Source organism: Phycicoccus elongatus Lp2 (genome assembly GCF_000367525.1).
In the GTDB taxonomy this organism is placed as follows: Bacteria; Actinomycetota; Actinomycetes; order Actinomycetales; family Dermatophilaceae; genus Phycicoccus_A; species Phycicoccus_A elongatus.
The window spans coordinates 1,772,057-1,792,418 of record NZ_HF570956.1 but is presented as its reverse complement, the minus strand read 5'-3'; the positions used below and the strand labels follow the sequence as shown (position 1 = coordinate 1,792,418).

The 20,362-nt window shown below is 68.7% G+C and carries 18 protein-coding genes, 1 tRNA gene and 1 other RNA gene; 13 read left to right on the top strand and 7 right to left on the bottom strand.

Annotated elements, in window-relative coordinates; translation table 11 throughout:
• A partial coding sequence (locus BN10_RS08495; protein WP_198014036.1) for a hypothetical protein occupies nucleotides 1-1,243 on the top strand: 1,243 nt, incomplete at its 5' end.
• Between the two features lie 190 nt (nucleotides 1,244-1,433).
• A tRNA-Val gene (locus BN10_RS08490) sits at nucleotides 1,434-1,506 on the top strand.
• Between the two features lie 15 nt (nucleotides 1,507-1,521).
• On the opposite strand, the gene BN10_RS16845 is transcribed toward BN10_RS08490, so the two are convergent.
• Complete coding sequence (locus BN10_RS16845) at nucleotides 1,522-1,695, bottom strand: hypothetical protein (protein WP_156917188.1); 174 nt, start codon at nucleotides 1,693-1,695, stop codon at nucleotides 1,522-1,524.
• 191 nt (nucleotides 1,696-1,886) lie between these two features.
• Between BN10_RS16845 and BN10_RS08485 the strand changes: the two genes are divergently transcribed.
• The 4 genes from BN10_RS08485 (at nucleotide 1,887) to BN10_RS08470 (ending at nucleotide 4,780) form a co-directional block, all read left to right on the top strand.
• Entirely contained in the window at nucleotides 1,887-2,624 is a 738-nt protein-coding gene (locus BN10_RS08485) for a zinc ribbon domain-containing protein (RefSeq protein ID WP_010850822.1), read from the top strand.
• Between the two features lie 74 nt (nucleotides 2,625-2,698).
• Nucleotides 2,699-3,112, top strand: a complete 414-nt coding sequence (locus tag BN10_RS08480) for a rhodanese-like domain-containing protein (protein ID WP_010850821.1) — start codon at nucleotides 2,699-2,701, stop codon at nucleotides 3,110-3,112.
• Nucleotides 3,112-4,311, top strand: a complete 1,200-nt coding sequence (locus tag BN10_RS08475) for an O-succinylhomoserine sulfhydrylase (RefSeq protein WP_010850820.1) — start codon at nucleotides 3,112-3,114, stop codon at nucleotides 4,309-4,311. The genes BN10_RS08480 and BN10_RS08475 overlap by 1 nt, the downstream gene beginning before the upstream one ends.
• Nucleotides 4,312-4,318: 7 nt before the next feature.
• Entirely contained in the window at nucleotides 4,319-4,780 is a 462-nt protein-coding gene (locus BN10_RS08470; RefSeq protein WP_010850819.1) for an NAD(P)H-dependent oxidoreductase, read from the top strand.
• Here the strand turns inward: BN10_RS08470 and BN10_RS08465 are convergent.
• A complete protein-coding gene (locus BN10_RS08465) occupies nucleotides 4,777-5,523 on the bottom strand; it encodes a YaaA family protein (RefSeq protein WP_010850818.1) in 747 nt (248 codons plus the stop codon). The genes BN10_RS08470 and BN10_RS08465 overlap by 4 nt on opposite strands.
• 36 nt (nucleotides 5,524-5,559) lie before the next feature.
• Here BN10_RS08465 and BN10_RS08460 point away from each other — a divergent pair, with 36 nt between their 5' ends.
• Together BN10_RS08460 and rnpB are read left to right on the top strand one after the other, a co-directional pair.
• Nucleotides 5,560-7,002: an RNB domain-containing ribonuclease gene (locus BN10_RS08460; protein WP_010850817.1), complete on the top strand. Its 1,443-nt coding sequence runs from the start codon at nucleotides 5,560-5,562 to the stop codon at nucleotides 7,000-7,002.
• A 13-nt stretch (nucleotides 7,003-7,015) separates the two neighbouring features.
• Nucleotides 7,016-7,392: RNase P RNA component class A (gene rnpB, locus BN10_RS15965), an RNA gene on the top strand.
• 29 nt (nucleotides 7,393-7,421) lie between these two features.
• On the opposite strand, the gene BN10_RS15730 is transcribed toward rnpB, so the two are convergent.
• Nucleotides 7,422-8,729 (bottom strand): aggregation-promoting factor C-terminal-like domain-containing protein, encoded by a 1,308-nt coding sequence (locus BN10_RS15730; RefSeq protein ID WP_010850816.1) that lies wholly within the window; start codon nucleotides 8,727-8,729, stop codon nucleotides 7,422-7,424.
• 108 nt (nucleotides 8,730-8,837) lie between these two features.
• On the opposite strand from BN10_RS15730, the gene BN10_RS08450 reads away from it, so the two are divergent.
• The gene (locus BN10_RS08450) at nucleotides 8,838-9,488 is read left to right on the top strand and encodes an MBL fold metallo-hydrolase (protein WP_010850815.1); all 651 of its coding nucleotides are present in this window, start codon (nucleotides 8,838-8,840) and stop codon (nucleotides 9,486-9,488) included.
• Nucleotides 9,489-9,507: 19 nt separating this feature from the next.
• Here BN10_RS08450 and ppgK read toward each other — a convergent pair whose 3' ends face one another.
• Together ppgK and map are read right to left on the bottom strand one after the other, a co-directional pair.
• A complete protein-coding gene (ppgK, locus tag BN10_RS08445) occupies nucleotides 9,508-10,296 on the bottom strand; it encodes a polyphosphate--glucose phosphotransferase (protein ID WP_010850814.1) in 789 nt (262 codons plus the stop codon).
• A gap of 34 nt (nucleotides 10,297-10,330) precedes the next feature.
• The gene (map, locus tag BN10_RS08440; RefSeq protein WP_010850813.1) at nucleotides 10,331-11,194 is read right to left on the bottom strand and encodes a type I methionyl aminopeptidase; all 864 of its coding nucleotides are present in this window, start codon (nucleotides 11,192-11,194) and stop codon (nucleotides 10,331-10,333) included.
• A 70-nt stretch (nucleotides 11,195-11,264) separates the two neighbouring features.
• Between map and BN10_RS08435 the strand changes: the two genes are divergently transcribed.
• The gene (locus tag BN10_RS08435; protein WP_010850812.1) at nucleotides 11,265-11,480 is read left to right on the top strand and encodes a hypothetical protein; all 216 of its coding nucleotides are present in this window, start codon (nucleotides 11,265-11,267) and stop codon (nucleotides 11,478-11,480) included.
• Between the two features lie 22 nt (nucleotides 11,481-11,502).
• On the opposite strand, the gene panB is transcribed toward BN10_RS08435, so the two are convergent.
• The gene (gene panB, locus BN10_RS08430) at nucleotides 11,503-12,375 is read right to left on the bottom strand and encodes a 3-methyl-2-oxobutanoate hydroxymethyltransferase (protein WP_010850811.1); all 873 of its coding nucleotides are present in this window, start codon (nucleotides 12,373-12,375) and stop codon (nucleotides 11,503-11,505) included.
• A gap of 74 nt (nucleotides 12,376-12,449) precedes the next feature.
• Complete coding sequence (locus tag BN10_RS08425; protein WP_156917360.1) at nucleotides 12,450-14,837, bottom strand: immune inhibitor A domain-containing protein; 2,388 nt, start codon at nucleotides 14,835-14,837, stop codon at nucleotides 12,450-12,452.
• A 298-nt stretch (nucleotides 14,838-15,135) separates the two neighbouring features.
• On the opposite strand from BN10_RS08425, the gene glnA reads away from it, so the two are divergent.
• From glnA to BN10_RS16370, 3 genes are all read left to right on the top strand, one after another.
• The gene (glnA, locus tag BN10_RS08420; protein WP_010850808.1) at nucleotides 15,136-16,470 is read left to right on the top strand and encodes a type I glutamate--ammonia ligase; all 1,335 of its coding nucleotides are present in this window, start codon (nucleotides 15,136-15,138) and stop codon (nucleotides 16,468-16,470) included.
• A 3-nt stretch (nucleotides 16,471-16,473) separates the two neighbouring features.
• Entirely contained in the window at nucleotides 16,474-19,488 is a 3,015-nt protein-coding gene (locus BN10_RS08415; protein ID WP_010850807.1) for a bifunctional [glutamine synthetase] adenylyltransferase/[glutamine synthetase]-adenylyl-L-tyrosine phosphorylase, read from the top strand.
• 138 nt (nucleotides 19,489-19,626) lie between these two features.
• Nucleotides 19,627-20,362, top strand: a 736-nt coding sequence (locus BN10_RS16370) for a leucine zipper domain-containing protein (protein ID WP_233354284.1), incomplete at its 3' end; no start/stop codon positions are given.

Below are 20,362 nucleotides of genomic sequence, written 5' to 3'. Positions count from 1 at the left end.
GTGGCCGGCGGTCGTGAAGGCCGCGACAGCGCGGATCGGCGCGGACGCCGCCCGGTACGAGCTGGAGAACGGGCCGCCGACCCTGTCGCAGTTCAACTACTTCCAGCAGCGCATGTCCGCGTTGGGCCTGCATGACGCGCTCCACACGGAGTTTGAGGCGGCCGCGGCCCGCACCGCGCAGGACATGGGCCTCATGCCCGACCACGCCCGCACGGGAGTGAAGGACGCGGCCCGCGCGAACGTCCTCGCCGTCGACGGGAAGAACCACACGTCCCCGACCCGGTACGTCAAGGGCGACCAATGGGTCGACAAGGACACCGGCGAGATCAAGGAACGCCGCTACGACCCGAACAAGAGCACGTGGGGCGAAGGCGGGAAGAACCGGGTCCGGCAGGGCGCGAAAAGCGTCGTCGCGTGGTCCCGCCACCCCGCGTCCGGAACCCGCGTCATCGCCGGCCTGACCCTCATGCGGCCCAAGCACGACGGCGGGGAAGCCGCCGCCATAGTCGACCTGATCACCCGCGTGCAGGACCTCAACCCCGGCCTGACCCACGTCGCCGTCGACGGCGCCCTGCGCGGCACCCACCTCGCCCGGCTCACCCCGCGCGGACTCGTCGTCGTCAACAAGATCCAGACCGCCCCCACAACCGCCGAGAACGCCGTCACCATCAACGGCAAAAGGTTCCGCAAGAAGCGCGTCCACACCCTCACCCACCACAGCACCGCGTTCGGCGCCTGCGAACACCCCATCTACGGCATCGGCGGCGGACTGTTCGAGGAACACGTCACCTCCGACGGGACCGTCACCCACACCCGCCTGCCCCACCACACCACCGCCCGCGGACGCAAGAACGGCGACTACACCGACTGGTACGTCCAAACCCGCATCGCCTGCGGCCGGACCGACCCCACCAGCGGGAAGCTCACGCCCTGGACCAAGACGTTCTACGTCCCCATCAACCCCACCCGCCAAGACCAGATCGACAACGTCAACCGCGGCGAGCACGTCCGCCAGATCCCCGAAATCGACACCGACGACTTCAACCGCATCTACGGCATGCGCGCCGACAGCGAATCCGGCAACAACGGCCTCGAACACGCCTGGTACCTCGACCGGATCCCCTCCTACGGCTACGACAACCAGCTCCTCACCCTCATCAGCTACGCCCTCATGAACAACGCCGTCGCCCGCGCCACCCACCACGCCCGCGCCGCCGCACGACCACCCGGCCAAGCCGCCTGACGCCGCCCCGCCCACCCCGGACACCCCACCGGGGCGAAACCCGCGACACCACCACCCGAAAACGGCCCCCACAGGGCCGTTTCCGCGCGCTACACGCCCGCACACACGCCCCGACAGGCACCCGCCCGCCCCACTGGCACAATGACCCAGCGGACGCGTCCACTTTTAGACAACAATGCAGACACGTCCCGGGCCTGTAGCTCAGTTGGTAGAGCGCCACGTTTACACCGTGGATGTCGTCGGTTCGAGGCCGGCCGGGCCCACCGCAGGATCGACGTTCAAACCGCTTGCGGTGATCTCGGCCAGTGCCCGAGCGCCATCGAGAGCCGGACCGGCGTACGCGCCGACGCCAGGGTGCTGACGACGGACTCGGGCACCGCGGAGGCGTCGTGATGAGCCGCGGGGAGTTCGTCGAGATCGTCGAGAGCACCGCCCCGAACCGAGGCACTCACACGGGTTTGAGCCTTTGGCGAATCTTCCCGTACCGGACCGCGCTGATCGGTGATCCGAGGACGCAGCCCACGCGGCCGACGCGCCTGCGGACCCCTGATAATCTGGGAAATCAGTGAACCGAGCGGCTTCGGACGGTTTGAGAAGCACCTACGGAGGTCCACTCTCGACCATCGTCCCCCGGAGGTATGCCGTGAAAGCCGCTCCCGAGCGCCAACTCCGCCTGCTCGATCTGCAGGCCATCGACACCCGCCTGAGCCAGATCGCCCACGCCCGCAGCCACCTGCCCGAACTCGCTGAGATCGCCGACCTCCAGCACAAGGCCGGACTGCTCGACGACCAACTCGTGCGCGCCCGCACCGAGGTGGACGACATCGCACGGGAGATGGCCCGTGCCGACGCCGATGTGCAGCAGGTGCGAGAGCGCGCTGCCCGCGACCGCGCGCGGTTGGACGCCGGCACGGGAACGAGCAAGGAACTCACGGCGATCCAGCACGAACTCGAGTCGCTGGCCCGGCGCCAGAGAGACCTCGAGGATGTCGAACTCGAGGTCATGGAGCGATCCGAGGCCGCGCAGTCCGACGTCCGGGAGCTCGAGCGTGGCCGGGCCGAGTTGGGTGAGCGGATCACCGCCCTCGAGGCCAGCCGGGACGACCGGCTCAAGGACCTGGACTTCGAGGAGACCGGGGTGTCCGGCCCGCGCGCCGGCCTGCTCGGCGAGATCGGCGATGAGCTCGTCGGCCTCTACGAAAAAATCCGTGCCACGAGCGGGATCGGGGCCGCGGCCCTCACGCGTCGCCGCTGTGGAGGATGCCAACTCGAGCTCAACCAGATCGAGCTCAACCGGATCGCCGCAGCCCCGGCCGATGAGGTGCTGCGCTGCGAGGAGTGCCGTCGGATCCTGGTGCGCACGCCCGAGTCGGGGCTCTGAGGGCGAACGCGCATCGGGGTTCCGCGCGACGGGACGGCCGCTCGGCGCTTCGGCACACGGCATACCCTGTCGCCATGAGTTATGCCGGAGATGTCAGCCCCGCGGATGCGTATGCCGCGGTCACCGGTCCCGAGCAGGGCGTCCTCGTCGATGTCCGGACCCAGGCCGAGTGGACCTACGTGGGGGTGCCCGTCCTGCCCGCCGATGCGCCGGAGGTGCTGCTCGTCGAGTGGCTGTCCTATCCCGACGGGCAGGTGAACCAAGGCTTCCTCGACTCCCTGCGCGAGGCAGGCGTGGAGCCGGGCACGCCGCTGTACTTTCTGTGCCGCAGCGGAGTTCGTTCCCGGGCTGCCGCTGCGGCCGCCACGTCCGCGGGCCTCGGTCCGGCGCACAACGTGCTCGACGGTTTCGAGGGCGGTCACGACGACGACGGTCACCGGAGTGTGTCGGGCTGGAAGAACGTCGGATTGCCGTGGAGGCAGGGCTGATGGCCACGCCGGGTGACGACGCAACCTACGCACCACAAACCCTCGCGGTGCGAGGAGGCCTGACCCGTAGCGGTTTTGACGAGACCAGTGAGGCGCTCTTCCTGACCTCGGGCTATGTCTACGAGTCCGCGGAGCAGGCCGAGGCGGCCTTCAAGGACGAGGTCGACCACTACATCTACAGCCGCTACGGCAACCCGACGGTCGCGATGTTCGAGGAGCGGCTTCGCCTCATGGAAGGCGCCGAGGCGTGCTTCGCCACCGCGACCGGCATGGCTGCGGTCTGGGTCTCGCTCGCCGCCATCGTCGGGCAGGGTGACCGGGTCGTGGCTTCGCGCGGTCTCTTCGGGTCATGTTTCGTCATCGTCGACGAGATCCTGCCCAAGTTCGGTGTCGAGGCGGTCTTCGTCGACGGTCCTGACCTCGATCAGTGGCGGGTCGCCCTGTCCGAGCCGACGGCGGCGGTCTTCTTCGAGACGCCGAGCAACCCGATGATGGAGCTCGTCGACATCGCGGCGGTCAGTGAGCTCGCGCACGCGGTGGGCGCAACGGTGGTGGTGGACAACGTCTTCGGGACGCAGGTCTTCTCCTCTCCACTGCGGCACGGCGCCGATGTCGTGGTCTACTCGACGACCAAGCACATCGACGGTCAGGGCCGAGTGCTCGGCGGAGCCGTCCTGGGGTCCAAGGACTACATCGAGGGCCCGGTCAAGAACCTCATGCGCCACACCGGTCCGTCGATGTCCGCCTTCAACGCCTGGGTCATGCTCAAGGGCCTGGAGACCCTCGACCTGCGGGTCCAGCGCATGCACGAGAACGCGTTGACCCTGGCCCGGCACCTGGAGGGCAGGGCAGGAGTGGTCCGTGTCCTGCACCCCTGGCTGGCCTCCCACCCGCAGAACGACCTGGCCCGGCGGCAGATGAGCGGCGGCGGCACGGTCATCACGATCGACCTGGCCGGCGGCAAGACGGAGGCCTTCGCCTTCATCAACGCGCTGCAATTGGTCGACATCTCCAACAACCTCGGCGACAGCAAGTCCCTCACCACTCATCCGGCCACGACAACCCACCGGCGCCTGACACCACAGGCGCGCGCTGCCATCGGCATCACCGATGGCACGGTGCGCCTCAGCGTGGGCCTGGAGGACATCAACGACCTGATCGCCGACGTCGACCGCGCCCTGGCAGCCGCCGAGGTCTGAGCGCGCCATGGCCGACCGACCGACCGTGCTCGTCGTGCACCACACGGTGTCTCCGGCGCTCGATGACCTCCTCGATGCGGCCCTCGCCGGTGTGCGTGACCCCGCCCTCGACGGGCTGGTGGTGCAGCCGCGGGCAGCGTTGTCCGCCACGGCTTCCGACGTCCTGACCGCCGTCGGGATCCTCCTCGTCACGCCGGCGAACCTGGGGTGGATGTCGGGCGCCCTCAAGCACTTCTTCGACACGATCTACTACCCCTGCTTGCGCGAGACCGTCGGTCGGCCCTACGCCGCCATCGTCCACGGCGCGAGCGACACGACAGGCGCGGTGCGTTCGATCGAGAAGATCGTCACCGGCCTGCAGTGGTCCGCCGTCGGGCCGGCCCTGGAGGTGACCGGCGCGCCGTCCTCGGCAGCCCGCGACGCGGCATACGACCTCGCGGCGACACTCGGGGCCACGGTCCTGGACTAGGTCGACGTGACCTCGAGCACCCACGGGCGGCCGAGCCGGTCCGGCTCTCGCAGGCTGACCTCGAAGGTCTCGGCCAGCGCGGTCGCGGTCGCCGGCACGGTCCGCGGCGTGCTCGGCAATTGCACGAGCGCCCGGGCAACCAAACCGCGGGTGTGCTTGGCCATGTGGCTCGCACCCGGCACCCTGACCTGCACCCAGCGCGTGGCGACGGCGCCGGAGGGGCGCCACATGGGCAGGTAGGACCCCGATCGGCAATCGACCACCACGCCTGCGCCCGCGTGGGCGGTCAGTACCGGCGAGAGGTGCCTGCCCCACCAGGTCTCGGGTCGTCCGATGCCGGGCAGGTCGGTCCCGGCCGACAGCCGATACGCGGTGATCCGGTCCCCGAGGCGGACGGCGCCATGGAGGGCCGAGACGACGACCAGCATCCGGCGCGCTCGACGCAGCGAGGCCGCGTCGAGCGTGGCAAGACCGAGGGCGTCGTAGAGCACTCCGGTGTAGACCTCGGCTGCCGGCGTCGCAGGCGCCGAGTCGAGGAGCAGGTTGCGGGCGACCTCGTCGGCCAGGCCGGCCGAGACGCCGAGGACTTCCAGGGCGTCAGGGCGGGCACTGGCCGCCGCAAGGGCAGCGGCGACCTCGGCACGGGCCGGGATGAGGTCAGGGAAGGACCACGTGGTGGGGTCGGCCGGTCGTCCTCGGAGACGGTTCGACTTCGACTCCGACGGCGGCAACAGGACAATCACCCCGACACCCTAGGGGCGTTGCCTAGGGTGGGCGCCATGCCCCGCCAGATCGTCACAGCCCGTCACGTCAGCGCCGCCCTCAAGGCCCGGTATGCCGCGATCCGAGAGGAACTCGGTGTCCCCGGGGAGTTCCCGCCTGAGGTGCTCGCCGAAACCGAACGGGTCCTGCGCGAGCCGCTCCTGACCGTGGACAGGGACGAGACGGCGGTGCCCTTCTGCACGATCGATCCGCCCGGCTCGATGGACCTCGACCAGGCCCTGCACATCGAGCGCAACGGCAACGGTTATCGCGTGCGCTACGCCATCGCCCACCTGGCGTCCTTCATCGAACCCGGTGGCGCCATCGACACCGAGGCGCGTCGGCGCGGACAGACGATCTATTCGCCCGACGAGCGGGTGCCGTTGCACCCGCCGGCCCTGTCCGAGGGGGCGGCGAGCCTGCTCCCGGGTCAGGAGCGACCGGCATACGTGTGGGACATGCAGGTGGACAGGACTGGCGAGGGCACGTCGGTGCAGGTGTATGCCGCGCGGGTGCGCAGCGTCGACCGCTTCGACTACGAGCAGGTGCAGGAACTCATCGACGGGGGTACCGGCGACCAGCGACTGGTCCTCCTCAAGGAGGTCGGCCTGCTGCGCCTGGCCCGTGAGGCCGTTCGAGGTGGCGCGAACCTGCCGATCCCGGATCAGGAGGTCCACCAGGACGAGGACGGGTCCTGGACCGTGCACTTCCGACCACCTTTGGCCTGTGAGGACTGGAACGCCCAGATCTCGCTGATGACCGGTATGGCGGCTGCAGAGTTGATGATCGGCGCCAAGGTCGGTCTGCTGCGCACCATGCCGCCCGCCGAGCAGAAGGCGATCGACCGCTTCCGGCACCAGGCGAAGGCGCTCGGGGTGCCCTGGGGAGGCAAACAGTCCTATGGGGAGTTCCTCCGCAGCCTGGACCGCACCGAGCCCAAGCAGCTCGCGCTGATCTACGAGGCGACCGGCCTCTTCCGCGGGGCCGGGTATGCCGCGTTCGACGGTGTCGTGCCCGAACACCCCGAGCATGCGGCAGTGGCTTCCACCTATGCCCACACGACAGCGCCGCTGCGTCGCCTCGGCGATCGCTTCGTGCTGGCCGCGTGCGAGGCCATCTCGGCCCAGCACGATGTGCCGGGCTGGGTCCGGGAGACCCTGCCGACGTTGCCGGACATTCTCAAGAAGTCGGATCAACTCGCCAATGCGGTGGCGCGAGCGAGCATCGACGCCACGGAGGCCGCGATCCTCGCCGACCGGGTGGGGGAGAAGTTTCCGGCCGTGGTCGTCGAGGTCGCCGTCGATGGCGGAGAGCGGCGGCGGTCGCGCGGTGCGGTCGTCCAGGTGCTCGAACCCGCCGTCGTGGCCGAACTGGAGGGCGACGCGGACCTGGGGGCCGAGATCGAGGCGGAACTCGTGAGGGCCGACATCGGCACCGGAAAGGTGCTCTTCCGCCGGTAGACTGATCCGCGGATGAGTCGGCCAGGCGGTCGCGTCGGTGGGCAACCACCGCCGAGGAACGTCCGGGCTCCACAGGGCAAGGTGGTGGGCAACACCCACCCGGGGTGACCCGCGGGACAGTGCCACAGAGAACAGACCGCCGGTGCCTTGCGCACCGGTAAGGGTGAAACGGTGGTGTAAGAGACCACCAGCGATCCGGGTGACCGGATCGGCTCGGTAAACCCCACCCGGAGCAAGCTCAGACAGGATGCGTCTTCAGGGCGGCCCGCCCGAGCATCCGGGTAGAGCGCTGGAGGGCGTCGGCAACGGCGCTCGTAGATGGATGACCGTCGCTTCGTCACCGGTAACGGTGGGGGAGAACAGAACCCGGCGTATCGGCCGACTCATCCCTCACTGTTCGGCCGTCGCTGGGGAGGCGGTCAGTACCAGTGTGGTGAGTTGCCCTGCCAGAAGGCGAGGGCTGCGCAAGGGGACCCGTAGCGGCCTTTGATGTAGCCCAGCCCCCAGGCGATCTGCGTGGCCGGGTTGGTGAGCCAGTCCGAACCGGCACTCGACATCTTGGATGCCGGGAGCGATTGCGGGATCCCGTAGGCCCCGGACGACGGATTGCGGGCGGCCCAGTTCCAACTGCTCTCCCCGGTCCACAGGGAGTCCAGGCAGCCCCACTGACCGTCGCCGAATCCATACGCACCGAGCATCGACCGAGCAGTGGCCCGGGCCTGCGCCGGCGACATGCCGCCACTGGGTGTCCATGTCGCGGGCACCTCCACCTTCCCGGACCCCGTGGACCGCGCGGCGGCCTGAGCGGCCGCCTTGGCAGTGGCGTCCCGGGCCGCTACCTCGCGGGCTGCTGCCTCCGCGGCGGCACGCGCTGCTGCCTCGGCCGCTGCCCGGGCGGCGGCTTCGGCGGCGGCACGTGCTCGGGCTTCGGCCAAGGCATCCTGTCGGTCCTGTTCGACCTTGAGGGCCACTCCGCGCAGCCGGGCGAGGTCGGCGAGTGCCTGGTCCTGCTGCGCACTGAGGCGACTCGAGTCGGCGGCAGCCTGCGTGAGCGCCGCAGTGGCCCGATCCTGTGCCTGCTGTGCCTCTGCTGCCGCTTGAGCCTGTTGGCTGCGGGCAACCTCGGCCAACCGGCGCGCCTCGTCGGCAGCATGTGCGGACGCGCCGGCCCGCTCGAGCGCCGCCTGTCGCCGAGCGCTGATGTGCTCGATGGCCGAGGCCAGGTCGGCGGCCGTCTGTGGCCCACCCTCGTCGAGCAGGGCCGGTAGGTCGCTGGCCCCCTGGTCCTGCCAGATGAGGGCAGCATCCCGGCGCACGACCAGTTGGTTGGCCGTTGCCTGCTGGGCCAGCGCTGCGGCGCGGGAATCGGCCTGCTCCAACTCGCGGTTCCGACCATCGAGCTGAGCCTGCGCGGTCGCCGCCTGGGCCGCGGCCCGGGCCATGACGCCCTCGGTGCGGGACAGCTCGATGGCCGCGGCGTCGTAGGAGGCCTGGGCACGCGTGGCGGCGGTCGAGGCAGCCCCGACGGCGGCGCGAGCGGCATCGACATCGGCCTGACTGGGACGGACGTCGTCAGTCGACACCGCCAGGGGGGAGAGGGGGACCGTTGCGGGCGTCGCCGCGGCCCGGGAAGCGGTGGTCATCCCGATGCCTGCGACGGAGGCGGCGAGAATGGCGCACGCACCCGTGCGCAGGACACGGTGACGGCGCCGGGCATGCCTCGTCATCGGTGTCTCCTTCGGCCGGACTCCGACACGCTACGGTGCACGGTCCCACTTGTCACTCTCTTCACTCAAGTAACACGGGTGCAATTCGGTCGCCGTACCGTGAGATCCATGCAGATCACTCATCTCGGCCACGCCTGCCTGCTCGTCGAGAGCGCCGACGTCAGGGTCCTGATCGATCCCGGAAGTTTCACCGGCGACTTCACGCAGCTGCGGGACCTTCATGTCATCGTCGTCACGCACCAGCACCGGGACCATCTCGATCCGGAGCGCCTCCCGGAGCTGGTCCGGGCCAACACCGATGCGCTCCTTCTCTGCGACCCCGACAGTGTCGAGGTGCTGCGAGGCGTGGGGCTGGAGCCCAGCGTTCACCAGCCGGACGGCACGCTGATCGGCGACCTGACGATCACTCCCGTCGGTGCCATCCACGCCCTGATCCACGAAGAGATTCCACGGATCAGCAACGTCGGCGTGCGTCTGTCGGCGCCCGGGGAGCCCTCGCTCTTCCACCCCGGCGACGCCCTCGACGGCGAACCCGGCCCGGTGGACGTCTTGGCCTTCCCCCTCAACGCGCCGTGGCAGCGCAGCCGTGAGATGACCGCCTTCGTGCGCCGAATCGGTGCTCGTCAGGCCCTGCCCATCCACGACGCTCTGCTGTCCAGCACCGGGCGTGGGCTCTACCTGGGACAGGCACGCACCCTCGGGTCTCCCGACACAGAGGTGCGTGATCTCGCGGGTCGTGGGGCCGTTCTCTTCAGTTGACAGACCGCCACACGCTCGCTCACGAGCTGTGGCGGCCACGCACCTTCTGGGCATCCGCGGCCAATTTCGCGGCCCCGATGATGCCGGCCTCGTTGGCCAGGGTTGCGGCGACCAGGGGTGTGCGGCACTTGATCCGGGGGAGGAACTTCTCCGGCTTCCTGGACACACCTCCGCCGATGACGATCAGGTCCGGCCAGGTCACCGATTCGAGGGCTTGGTAGTAGCGGCTCAGGCGCGCGGAGTAGTCCGCCCAGGACAGGTCTTCGAGCTTCCTGATCGAGGCTGCAGCCTTGCTCTCCGCATCGTGCCCGTCGACCTCGAGGTGACCGTATTCGGAGTTGGGGACCAATACCCCGTCGTGGAGGACCGCGCTACCGATACCGGTCCCGAGCGTGGTGAGGATGACCAGCCCCTGCTGGCCCTTGGCGGCGCCGTAGTGCAGTTCGCCGACACCGGCCGCGTCCGCGTCGTTGACGACGACGATGTCGCGACCCAGGCGCGCCTCGAGCATGTCCTCCATCGGGCAGTCGATCCACCCCTTGTCGATGTTCGCCGCCGTCTTCACGACGCCGTGCATGACGACGCCGGGGATGGTGACGCCAATGGGGGCGGTGGGCCCGACAACGTCCTTGAAGTGGTCGACGATCTGCGCGATGACGTCCGCCACCGCCTCGGGGGTCGACGGGTTCGGGGTGTCGATCCGCAGCCGATCACTCACCAGGTGGCCCACTTCCAGATCCACCGGAGCGCCCTTGATGCCGCTTCCTCCGATGTCGATGCCGAGGGAGGCCGTGGGGTGGCTGGGCATGGCGTGGTTCTCCTTGGTCGATGGTCCGGTCTGGTCAGGGAAGGGTGAGGATCTCGTTGCCGTCCTCGGTCACGAGGATGGTGTGCTCGAACTGGGCCGACCGCGATCCGTCCTTGGTGACGACGGTCCAGCCGTCGTCCCACATCTGCCAGTCGGGGGTGCCCAGGTTGAGCATCGGCTCGATGGTGAAGGTCATCCCGGCCTCGATGACGGTGTCATAGGCCGGTGCCGCGTCGTAGTGAGGAACGATCAGACCGCTGTGGAACTCGGTGCCGATGCCGTGACCGGTGAAGTCGCGTACGACCCCGTAGCCGAAGCGCGCGGCATACGACTCGATGACTCGCCCGATGACGTTGAGTTGACGACCGGGGCGGGCGGCCGTGATCCCGCGCATCATCGCCTCGTGTGTGCGCTCCACGAGCAGACGTGACTCCTCGTCGACCTCGCCGACGAGGTAGGTCGCGTCGGTGTCGCCGTGCACGCCACCGATGAAGGCCGTGATGTCGATGTTGACGATGTCGCCGTCGTCCAGACGCCGATCGTCCGGGATGCCGTGGCAGATGACCTCGTTGACCGAGGTGCACAGCGACTTCGGAAAACCCTTGTAGCCCAAGGTCGAGGGGTAGGCCCCGTGGTCGAGGAGGAACTCGTGGCCCACCGCGTCGATCTCGTCGGTGGTCACCCCGGGGGCGATGACGGCGGCAGCGGCTGCCATCGCCTGGGCCGCGATGCGGCCCGCGAGCCGCATCCGCTCGATGGTCTCGGCGTCCTTGACGTTCGGCTCGAGTCCCTCGACCGGCTTGGGTCGATCGACATACTCGGGTCGCGTGATCGCGGACGGGACGGCTCGACGCGGCGAGATCGTCCCCGGAACAACACGCGAGGAGGTGAGCGGCATACGGTGGAGTCTAGGCAGCCCCGGCCCGGCTGCCCCACTCGATCCGGGCCTGACACGAAGGGAACTTCTCGTGCCCTACTGGTACAACGTCGACACCAAGTCCGTCGAGAGCGACGAGACGCGCGGTCAGGACGCCAATGTCATGGGTCCCTACGCCACCGAGGCCGAGGCACGCCAAGCCCTCGAGCATGCCCGGGAGAACACCGAGCGCTGGGACGACGAGGACCGCGAGTGGGACGCCAAGGGCGCCACCCCCGGGTGGGACGACGAGGACCAGGAGGACTGACCGCGCGGTCCGGTTCTCGAACTCAGTTCTCGAAACTGTGCTCGGCCGCAGGGAAGGCGCCTGAGGCGACCTCCGCGGCATACGCCTTGGCCGCGTCCGCGAGGTCCTCGCGGAGGTTTGCGTACTTCTTGACGAAGCGGGGTGCTCGCCCGCCTCGCAGCCCCGCCATGTCCTGCCAGACGAGAACCTGCGCGTCACAGTCCGGGCCGGCCCCGATCCCGATCGTCGGGATGTCGAGGCGCTCGGTGACCGCCTTGGCCAGCGGCGACGGCACCATCTCCATGACGATCGCGAAGCACCCCGCCTCCTGGAGGGCGACGGCGTCGTCGATCGTGCGTTGGGCGGAGTCGCCGCGCCCCTGGACCCGATAACCGCCCAGAACGTGCTCGCTCTGAGGGGTGAAGCCGATGTGGCCCATGACCGGGATGCCGGCGCGTACGAGAAGTTCGACCTCGGGGACCATCGCCTTGCCGCCCTCGAGCTTGACTGCGTGGGCCAGGCCCTCCTTCATGAAGCGGGTGGCCGTCGCCAGCGCCTGCTGCGGGCTGGCCTGGTAGGACCCGAACGGCAGATCGGCGACGACCATCGCATGCTTGGCGGCGCTCGTCACCGCGCGGCAGAGCGGCACGAGGTGGTCGACCGTGACCGGCACGGTGGTCTCGAAGCCGTAGACGTTGTTGCCGGCCGAGTCTCCGACCAGCAGGACCGGGATGCCGGCCTCGTCGAAGATCTCCGCGGTGTACATGTCGTAGGCCGTGAGCATGGCCCATTTCTCGCCGTCCGCCTTCATCTTCTGCAGGTGGGGGATGCGAATCCGTTTCTGCGGTGCGGCCTGGGCGCCGGTGCCATAGGGGGCGGTGGTCTCGGGCGCGGTGGTGGGGGGCTGGTCGATCATGGGGCCGATGGTATGCCGTGGCGCACGCGAAGAGGCCCCGTCACCGTGGTCGGTGACGGGGCCTCCTCATCGGTTCACTTCTTGGGAGCCACCGTGATGTTCAGGTGGCTGCCCGTGGTGGCGCCGTTGACCGTCACCGTGGTGCCGGTCTTGGGCACGTCGACACCGGTCCAGCCGGGCTGGTAGCGGCCCGCGTGCGACCCGGTGCAGGCGTCGGCGTCGCAGTTGGACCACCAGGACTTGGTGTCGTCGAAGACGTTCACGGCGGGCTGCGACGGGATCGTCGCCGCCTGACCGGCCTTGTGGATGGTGATGGCGTCCGTGGGCTCGGTCCCGAAGGTCGAGTCGTAGGCCAGCAGCCGCTGGCGCATGAGCTGGCCGTCGGCGTAGTGGTGGAAGCTCGGGTGAGCGTCCACGGGGAGGATCAGGCCGCCGCCGGGGTGGTCACCCACGTTGTTGTCGGCGTACTGCTCGTTCCAGTACCAGACGAGCAGGCCGTTCTGGTACGGGTAGGTCTCCACCCAGTCCGGCCGGTCGGCGAAGCCGAAGTTGTAGGCCGTCTTGAGGGAGGTGTCATAGCCGTCGTACTGGCGGTTCTCCAGCGCGTAGGCGTTGAAGAAGGCCTCCTTGACCACGCCGTTGACCGCCGTCTGGAAGCCGTCGAGGGTCCACGCCGAGTCCGCGATCGCGGCGCCGCCGACGGTCACGGAGTCGACGCCGAAGCCGTCGCCGAACTCGGCCGGGTCGTTGCTGTAGGCGAACCGAACCGCCGTGGTCCCGGTGGGAAGCGTGGCCGTGAGGCTGACCCAGGCCCCGGTGTCGTAACCGGCCGAGCGGCCGGTGATCCCGGTGCCCGTCGGGTTGTTGCCCTGCGGGTCCGTCGTCGTGGAGAGGTTGGTTTTCACCGCGACCCATGCCCCGCCCACCTGAGCCTGGACGAAGGCGTAGTCCCAGCCATCCTCGATGTCGTAGCGGACCTTGGCCGCCAGCGCCCCTGCCGCGGCGGGTGCGGTCATCGTCGAGGTGAAGTCCTGCTTGCCCTTGGCCCAGAAGTAGTCGCCGGCCTCGGCACCCGGGCCGAGATCCCGGTCGACCAACTTGTCCGGGAGCACGACGAAGGCCGCCTGCGGAGACTTGGTGCCGGGGACGTTCGGGCCGAGCTTGATGTTGGCCTTCTCGCCGTACTGCACCACCTGGTAGAAGGGGCCCTTGCCTTCCTGGGCGCCCAGCCAGCCGAGATTCAGCAACTCCCAGGCCGACAGGTCGGTCGGGTCGTCGCCGATACCTTCGGGCCCACCGTCGCCGATGTTGGCCCCGGAGGACATGAGCGTCCAGAAGGCCGTCGAGTTCTCGGCGCCCCCGGTGTTGCCGGACGTGTCGTACATGTCGGGCAGGCCGAGGTCATGGGTGTACTCGTGGGTGAAGACCCCGAGGCCGCCGTTCTCCGGCTGGACGGTGTAGTCACCGAGCCACACTCCGGTGGGGTTGTTCGGGATCAGGCTGCTGCTGACCAGGCCACCGTTGGTGCCGATCTGGACACCGGCCAGCCCGCCGGGGCCGCCGGCCTGAAGGTTGGCGTACCAGCGGTGGCTCCAGATGGCGTCGGTGCCCTGGTGTGGGTCACCGGCCGCCTCGTCGCCGCCGGCGTGGACGACCTGCATGTGGTCGATGTAGCCGTCCGGCTCGTTGAAGACGCCGTCACCGTCGAGGTCGTAGCGGTCCCAGACGTCGAACTTCTTCAGGTAGGTCTGGATGTCCGCCATCGACTTGCCCGAGTCGAGCTGCTGCTCGACCCAGACCGCCATGGCGTCGCGGGTCAGCGCCTTGGTGGTGGCGCAGACGATGCCCCCGCAGTAGTTGCGGCCGTAGAGCGCCTCGTTGAAGGGCACCTTGACCCAGCCCTGGACCTCTCCGGTCACCGAGTACCGGTTGGAGGACTCGGTCTGGAAGTACTTCGCCATCCGATTGAAATACATGTCCTCGTAGTGGGCCTTGTTGTAGTCGGCCTGCCACAGCGTGGAATTGTCGACGGAGCGGTCCGGCGCGGGAATCTCGTTGTGGAGAGGGCCGGTCACATCCGTCGTGCTGCCGTCGGCCGGCGGTCCCTGGAAGATGGGGTTGGGGTACTGCTGGTCGCCGAACTCGACGATGATGACGAAGACCGGGTCGGTGGCCTCACGCTGGAGTTCGACGTACTGCCCCTTGCCCACCTTGACGGTCTTGGGCGAGTCCTTGGCCCCATTCTTGAGGCGTCGCTCGATGACTGCCTGCTTCTGCGCGGCCTTCTTGTTCGCGATCGCCAAGGGGTGCGCCGGCACGTCCCCATTTCCACCCTTGTCATTCAGCGAGGCAAGGGGGCCCGAGTCGGACACGGGGGGTGCCGGTGCGGCCGAGGCCACCGGTGCCATCGAGAACAAGGCGGCGGTGAGCGCGCCCGCAGATGCGAGCGCCAGTGCTCTCATCCCTGAGCGTTGCGTGGACATTCTCACGACGGGTTCCTGTCTGTGGGTGAACTCGAGGAAGGCCCTGGACGAGGCCGGGCGTCCCGCAGGGGGAGCGCCTTCGCGGCATACTTCGCCTCGTCCGTCCCCAACGGAACCCCCGTAAACGATCGTTACCTGATCGTGATCGGGGACTCATGACTTACTCAGAAATCTGTGTATTTACGAAGAATTTACTCTTCGAGAGTCCGCCAATCCCGCCAGATGTGCCTCCTGGCGTGAAACACCGCCGTAACACGCCGTGCGCAAGGATGCGGGTATGGATCGCCAGCAGGAGTTCGTGCTCAGAACCATCGAGGAGCGGGACATCCGGTTCGTCCGGTTGTGGTTCACCGACGTGCTGGGGACGCTGAAGTCGGTGGCGATCGCGCCCGCTGAACTCGAGGGTGCCTTCACCGAGGGAATCGGCTTCGACGGTTCGGTCATCGAGGGCTTCGCACGGGTCTACGAGGCGGACATGTTGGCCACCCCCGACCCCTCGACGTTCCAGATCCTGCCGTGGCGGGGGGAGAACCCCGGCACTGCTCGGATGTTCTGCGACATCTCGCTACCCGACGGCACGCCAAGCATGGCGGACCCACGTCACGTACTCCAGCGCGCGCTGGCCAAGGCCGGGGACCTCGGCTTCAGCTTCTACGTGCATCCGGAGATCGAGTTCTTCCTGCTCAAGGACGAACCGGGTTCGGGCGAGCGCCCTGTCCCGATCGACAACGCCGGCTATTTCGACCACGTGCCGCACGGCACGGGCCACGACTTCCGTCGTGCGGCGATCACCATGCTCGAGTCCATGGGCATCTCTGTCGAGTTCAGCCACCACGAGGGCGCGCCGGGCCAGAACGAGATCGACCTCCGCTACGCGGACGCGCTGTCGATGGCCGACAACATCATGACCTTCCGCACCGTCGTCAAGGAGGTGGCGTTGGAGCAAGGCCTCTACGCGACCTTCATGCCCAAGCCGTTCGCTGACCACCCCGGCTCCGGCATGCACACCCACGTCTCCCTCTTCGAGGGGGACCACAACGCCTTCCATGAGCCGGGAGCGCCCTACCAGCTCTCCAAGGTCGGTCGGCAGTTCATCGCCGGGATCCTGCACCACGGCGCCGAGATCACGGCTGTGACCAACCAGTGGGTCAACAGTTACAAACGACTCTGGGGTGGCGGCGAGGCCCCGGCACACCTGACGTGGGGCCACAACAACCGGTCCGCCATGGTCCGCGTCCCGATGTACAAGCCGAACAAGGGCAACAGCACTCGAATCGAGGTGCGCACGCTCGACCCGGCGTGCAACCCCTACCTGGCCTTCGCCGTGATCCTCGGCGCCGGCCTCAAGGGCATCGAGGAGGGCTACGAGCTTCCCCCCGAGACCGAGGACGATGTCTGGAGCCTGACCGAGGTGGAGCGCAAGGCGATGGGGATCAAGGACCTGCCGAGCTCACTCAACGGAGCGATCCAGGCGATGGAGAGCAGCGACCTGATGGCCGAGGTCCTCGGCGAGCACACCTACGAGTTCTTCCTCCGCAACAAGCGGCGCGAGTGGGAGGACTACCGCGCCACCGTCACGGCCTTCGAACTCGATCGCTACCTCCGCCTCTGATCCGTGGTCACGTCACGTTCGGAAAGCGTCCTCGCCGGCTTGGCCCGCCTGGGTTTCGACGACCCTCGTCGAGCCCTTGGGCTGCTCGAGGATCGCGTCCTCGAAGCGGTGATCCGCTCACGCGAGGCGATCGAGGACGACGGCCTCGCACGGGCACTGGTCGACAGCGCCGACCCCGATCAGGCCCTGCTGGGCGCGGTCCGACTTGCCGAGGCCGCCGGTGCCGCACCCGACGAGGACCTGTCCGAACTGATCGTCGACACCCTGCGCGACGGGGGAGCCGGTCGCCGCAGACTGTTGCGAGTCATGGGCTCGTCGGTGGCGCTGACCGACCATCTGGTCGCCCACCCGAGTCATGTCCGGGACCTGCTCGCCGCAACCTGGATCGACGTTGAGGACCGCACCGCCCGCCTGACCGCCCCGGTCCTGGCGGCGCAGGCCGGCCACACCGGTCCAGCGGCCGAGGACGTGCTCCGGATCGAGTATCGCCGCCAACTCGTGGGGATCGCGGCGCTCGACCTGGAGTCCGACATCCCCACCGATGTGGTGCACCGCGTCGCGGCCGCCCTGGCAGACCTGGCCCAGGCGGCACTGGGAGCTGCCCATGACCTTGCCGTCGCCATGCTGGGCGCGCGGTCAGGCGCGACCCGGCTCGCGGTCATCGCCATGGGCAAGACCGGCGGCCGGGAACTCAACTACATCAGTGACGTCGACGTGATCTTCGCCTGCGAACCCGCCGAGGGTCACGACGAGGCCGAGGCACTCGCCGTGGGTGGCGACCTCGCGACGAGCATCATGCGGCTCTGCTCCGCGGTGACCCCGGCCGGCTCCTTGTGGCAGGTCGACCCGGCCCTTCGTCCCGAAGGCAAGCAGGGGCCCTTGGTCCGCACCGTGGTCAGTCACCGCACCTACTACGAGCGGTGGGCCAAGACTTGGGAGTTCCAGGCCCTCCTCAAGGCTCGTTTCGTGGCCGGGGATGCAGGAGTCGGACACGACTATCTCGAGGCGGTTCGACCCTTCGTGTGGACGGCCGCCGGACGTGACAACTTCGTGGCCGACGCCCAGGCGATGCGTCGACGGGTCGAGGACCACGTCCCACCGGCGGAGGCGGATCGGCAGATCAAACTGGGCAAGGGTGGCCTGCGGGACGTCGAATTCTCGGTCCAACTCCTGCAGCTGGTCCACGGCCGCACGGACGACAGCTTGCGCTCGGGAAGCACCCTGCCCGCTCTCGAGGCCTTGTCCCGTGGCGGCTACGTCGGCCGCGAGGACGCTGCCGCGCTGGCCACGGCATACCGGCTCCTGCGCACGCTCGAGCACCGCATCCAACTTCAACGCATGCGACGCACCCACCTGATGCCAAGCGGCGCCGCAGACCTGCGTCGGCTCGGTCGCGCACTTGGCCATCGCACCGATCCCGGCGCCCAGGTGGTCAAGCAGTGGAAGGCGACCGCCCGCGAAGTCCGTCACCTCCACGAACGGATCTTCTACCGACCCCTGCTCGCGGCGGTGGGGGGGCTGTCCGAGAGCGACGTACGGCTCACTCCCGAGGCGGCCCAGGCCCGCCTCACCGCGCTCGGTTTCCGGGACCCCAAGGGCGCCTTCCGCCATCTGCAGGCCCTCACCGAGGGGGTGAGCCGGCGCGCGGCGATCCAGCGGCATCTCCTCCCGGCGATGCTCTCGTGGTTCGCCGACGAGGCAGACCCGGATGCGGGGTTGCTCGCCTTCCGCAAGATCAGCGACGAGTTGGGATCGACGCACTGGTATCTCCGGTTGTTGCGCGACGAGGGATCGGCAGCCGAGCGGTTGGCTCACGTGCTCGGCCGGAGCCGGTTCGCGGCCGACCTGCTCGAGCAGGCGCCCGAGTCGGTGCAGTTCCTCGGGGAGTCCGGTGGGGTGCAGCCGCGCTCGCGAGCGGAGATCTTCCAGCGGATGCAGTCCGCGGCGCGCCGGCAGGAGTCGCTCGATGACGCCGTGCTGGCCGCGCGCCGGATCCGCCGCACCGAACTGTTCCGGATCGCCGTGGCCGATCTCGAGGGCAAGCTCACTCTGCACGCCCTCGGTGTCGCCCTGTCCGACCTGGCCGAGGCGCTGATGGAGGTCGCCCTCGATGCCACGATCCGCGCCCACGAGTTGCGGACCGGCCAGGACCTGACGACCCGGCTGCTCGTCGTGGGCATGGGCCGGCTGGGCGGCCGGGAGATCGGATACGGCAGTGACGCCGATGTCCTCTTCGTCCATGAGCCCGTCGACGGGGCGTCCGAGCAGCAGGCGCAGGACGAGGCGCTCGAGGTCGTGCGCGAGTTCATCCGAGTCCTGGGCCTGAGCGGTCCGGACCCCAAACTCGAGGTCGACGCTGCACTGCGACCGGAGGGCAAGAACGGTCCGTTGGTCCGATCACTGGCCTCCTACGCCACGTACTACGAACGGTGGTCGCTGGTCTGGGAGGCCCAGGCCCTGCTGCGGGCGCGGCCGGTCGCCGGTGACGCGGAGCTCGCCGCGCGTTGGGTGGCCCTCGTGGACCCCATCCGTTGGCCGCAGGGCGGCCTCGATGCCGGTCAGGTCCGGGAGATCCGCACCCTCAAGGCGCGGATGGAGGCCGAGCGTCTGCCTCGAGGTGCGGATCGCAAGACGCACTTCAAACTCGGTCATGGAGGACTCTCCGATGTCGAGTGGAGTGCACAACTGATCCAGTTGAGGCATGCTCACGCCCACCCCGACCTCCGCACGACGAGCACCCTCGGTGCCCTGGAGGCGGCAGCGCGGCTCGACCTGGTGAGCGCCCAGGATGCGGCCGAGTTGAGGTCTGCCTGGACGCTGGCTTCGCGGCTGCGCAACGCCGGGCTGCTCAACCGCGGGCGCCCACTCGATGCTCTCCCGTCCGATGTTCGCGACGCCGAAGGCATCGTGCGGGTGCTGCGGAGGCCGGCCGGCACGGGCCAGGAGTTGGAGGAGGAGTACCGCCGCGTGACCCGTCACGCGCGCGCCGCTTACGACCGGGTCTTCTTCGGTGGCTGAGACGCACGTCCGAGCGGTGAGACGGCCCTCCTAGATGTACCCGGCCAGGAGGTTGGTAGCAGTGTGGGTGCTTGAACGCGGGAGAACCTCCGGGTGGGATGTGGCTTGTCTAAGGCCCACTCCAACCCGGAGGTTCTCGTGTCCCACGCTAATGCCCGTTTAACTGTTCATGGCCGCCGCTTGATCGTCCAGCGTCATCAGCAGGGATGGAAACAGGCGCACATCGCGGCGGCGATGGGGGTCTCGCGCAAGTGCGTCGCGACGTGGATCAGTCGTCACGCCGCTGAAGGGGAAGGCGGGTTGGCGAACCGATCCTCACGCCCACGCACCAGCCCCCGCAGGACGGCTCCCGAGGTCGAGGAAGCCGTCCTGAGAGCGCGGGTCACGGACCGTGAAGGCCCTGACGTCCTGGGACCGAAGGTGGGCGTGCCGGCGCGGACGGTCTCACGGATCCTGCGCCGTCACCAGATGCCGTACCTGCGCGAGTTGGACCCGATGACCGGGGAGGTGATCAGGTCCTCGAAACAGAGCGCGGAACGCTACGAACGCGACTATCCGGGCGAACTGGTGCACATGGACGTCAAGAAGCTCGGCAAGATCCCTGACGGGGGCGGGTGGCGCGCTCACGGGTTGGCTGCCACCCAGGCCGCCAAGGGCAAGCGGGACAAGATCGGGTACGACTACGTCCACTCGCTGATCGATGACTACTCCCGGCTGGGCTACTCCGAAGTCCTGCCCGACGAGAAAGGACCCACCTGCGCGGACTTCCTGGAGCGGGCTGCGGCGTACTTCGCCGCCCAAGGCATCACCGTCATCGAACGCGTCATGACCGACAACGCCTTCGCCTACCGCCACAGCGCCGACATGAAGCGAG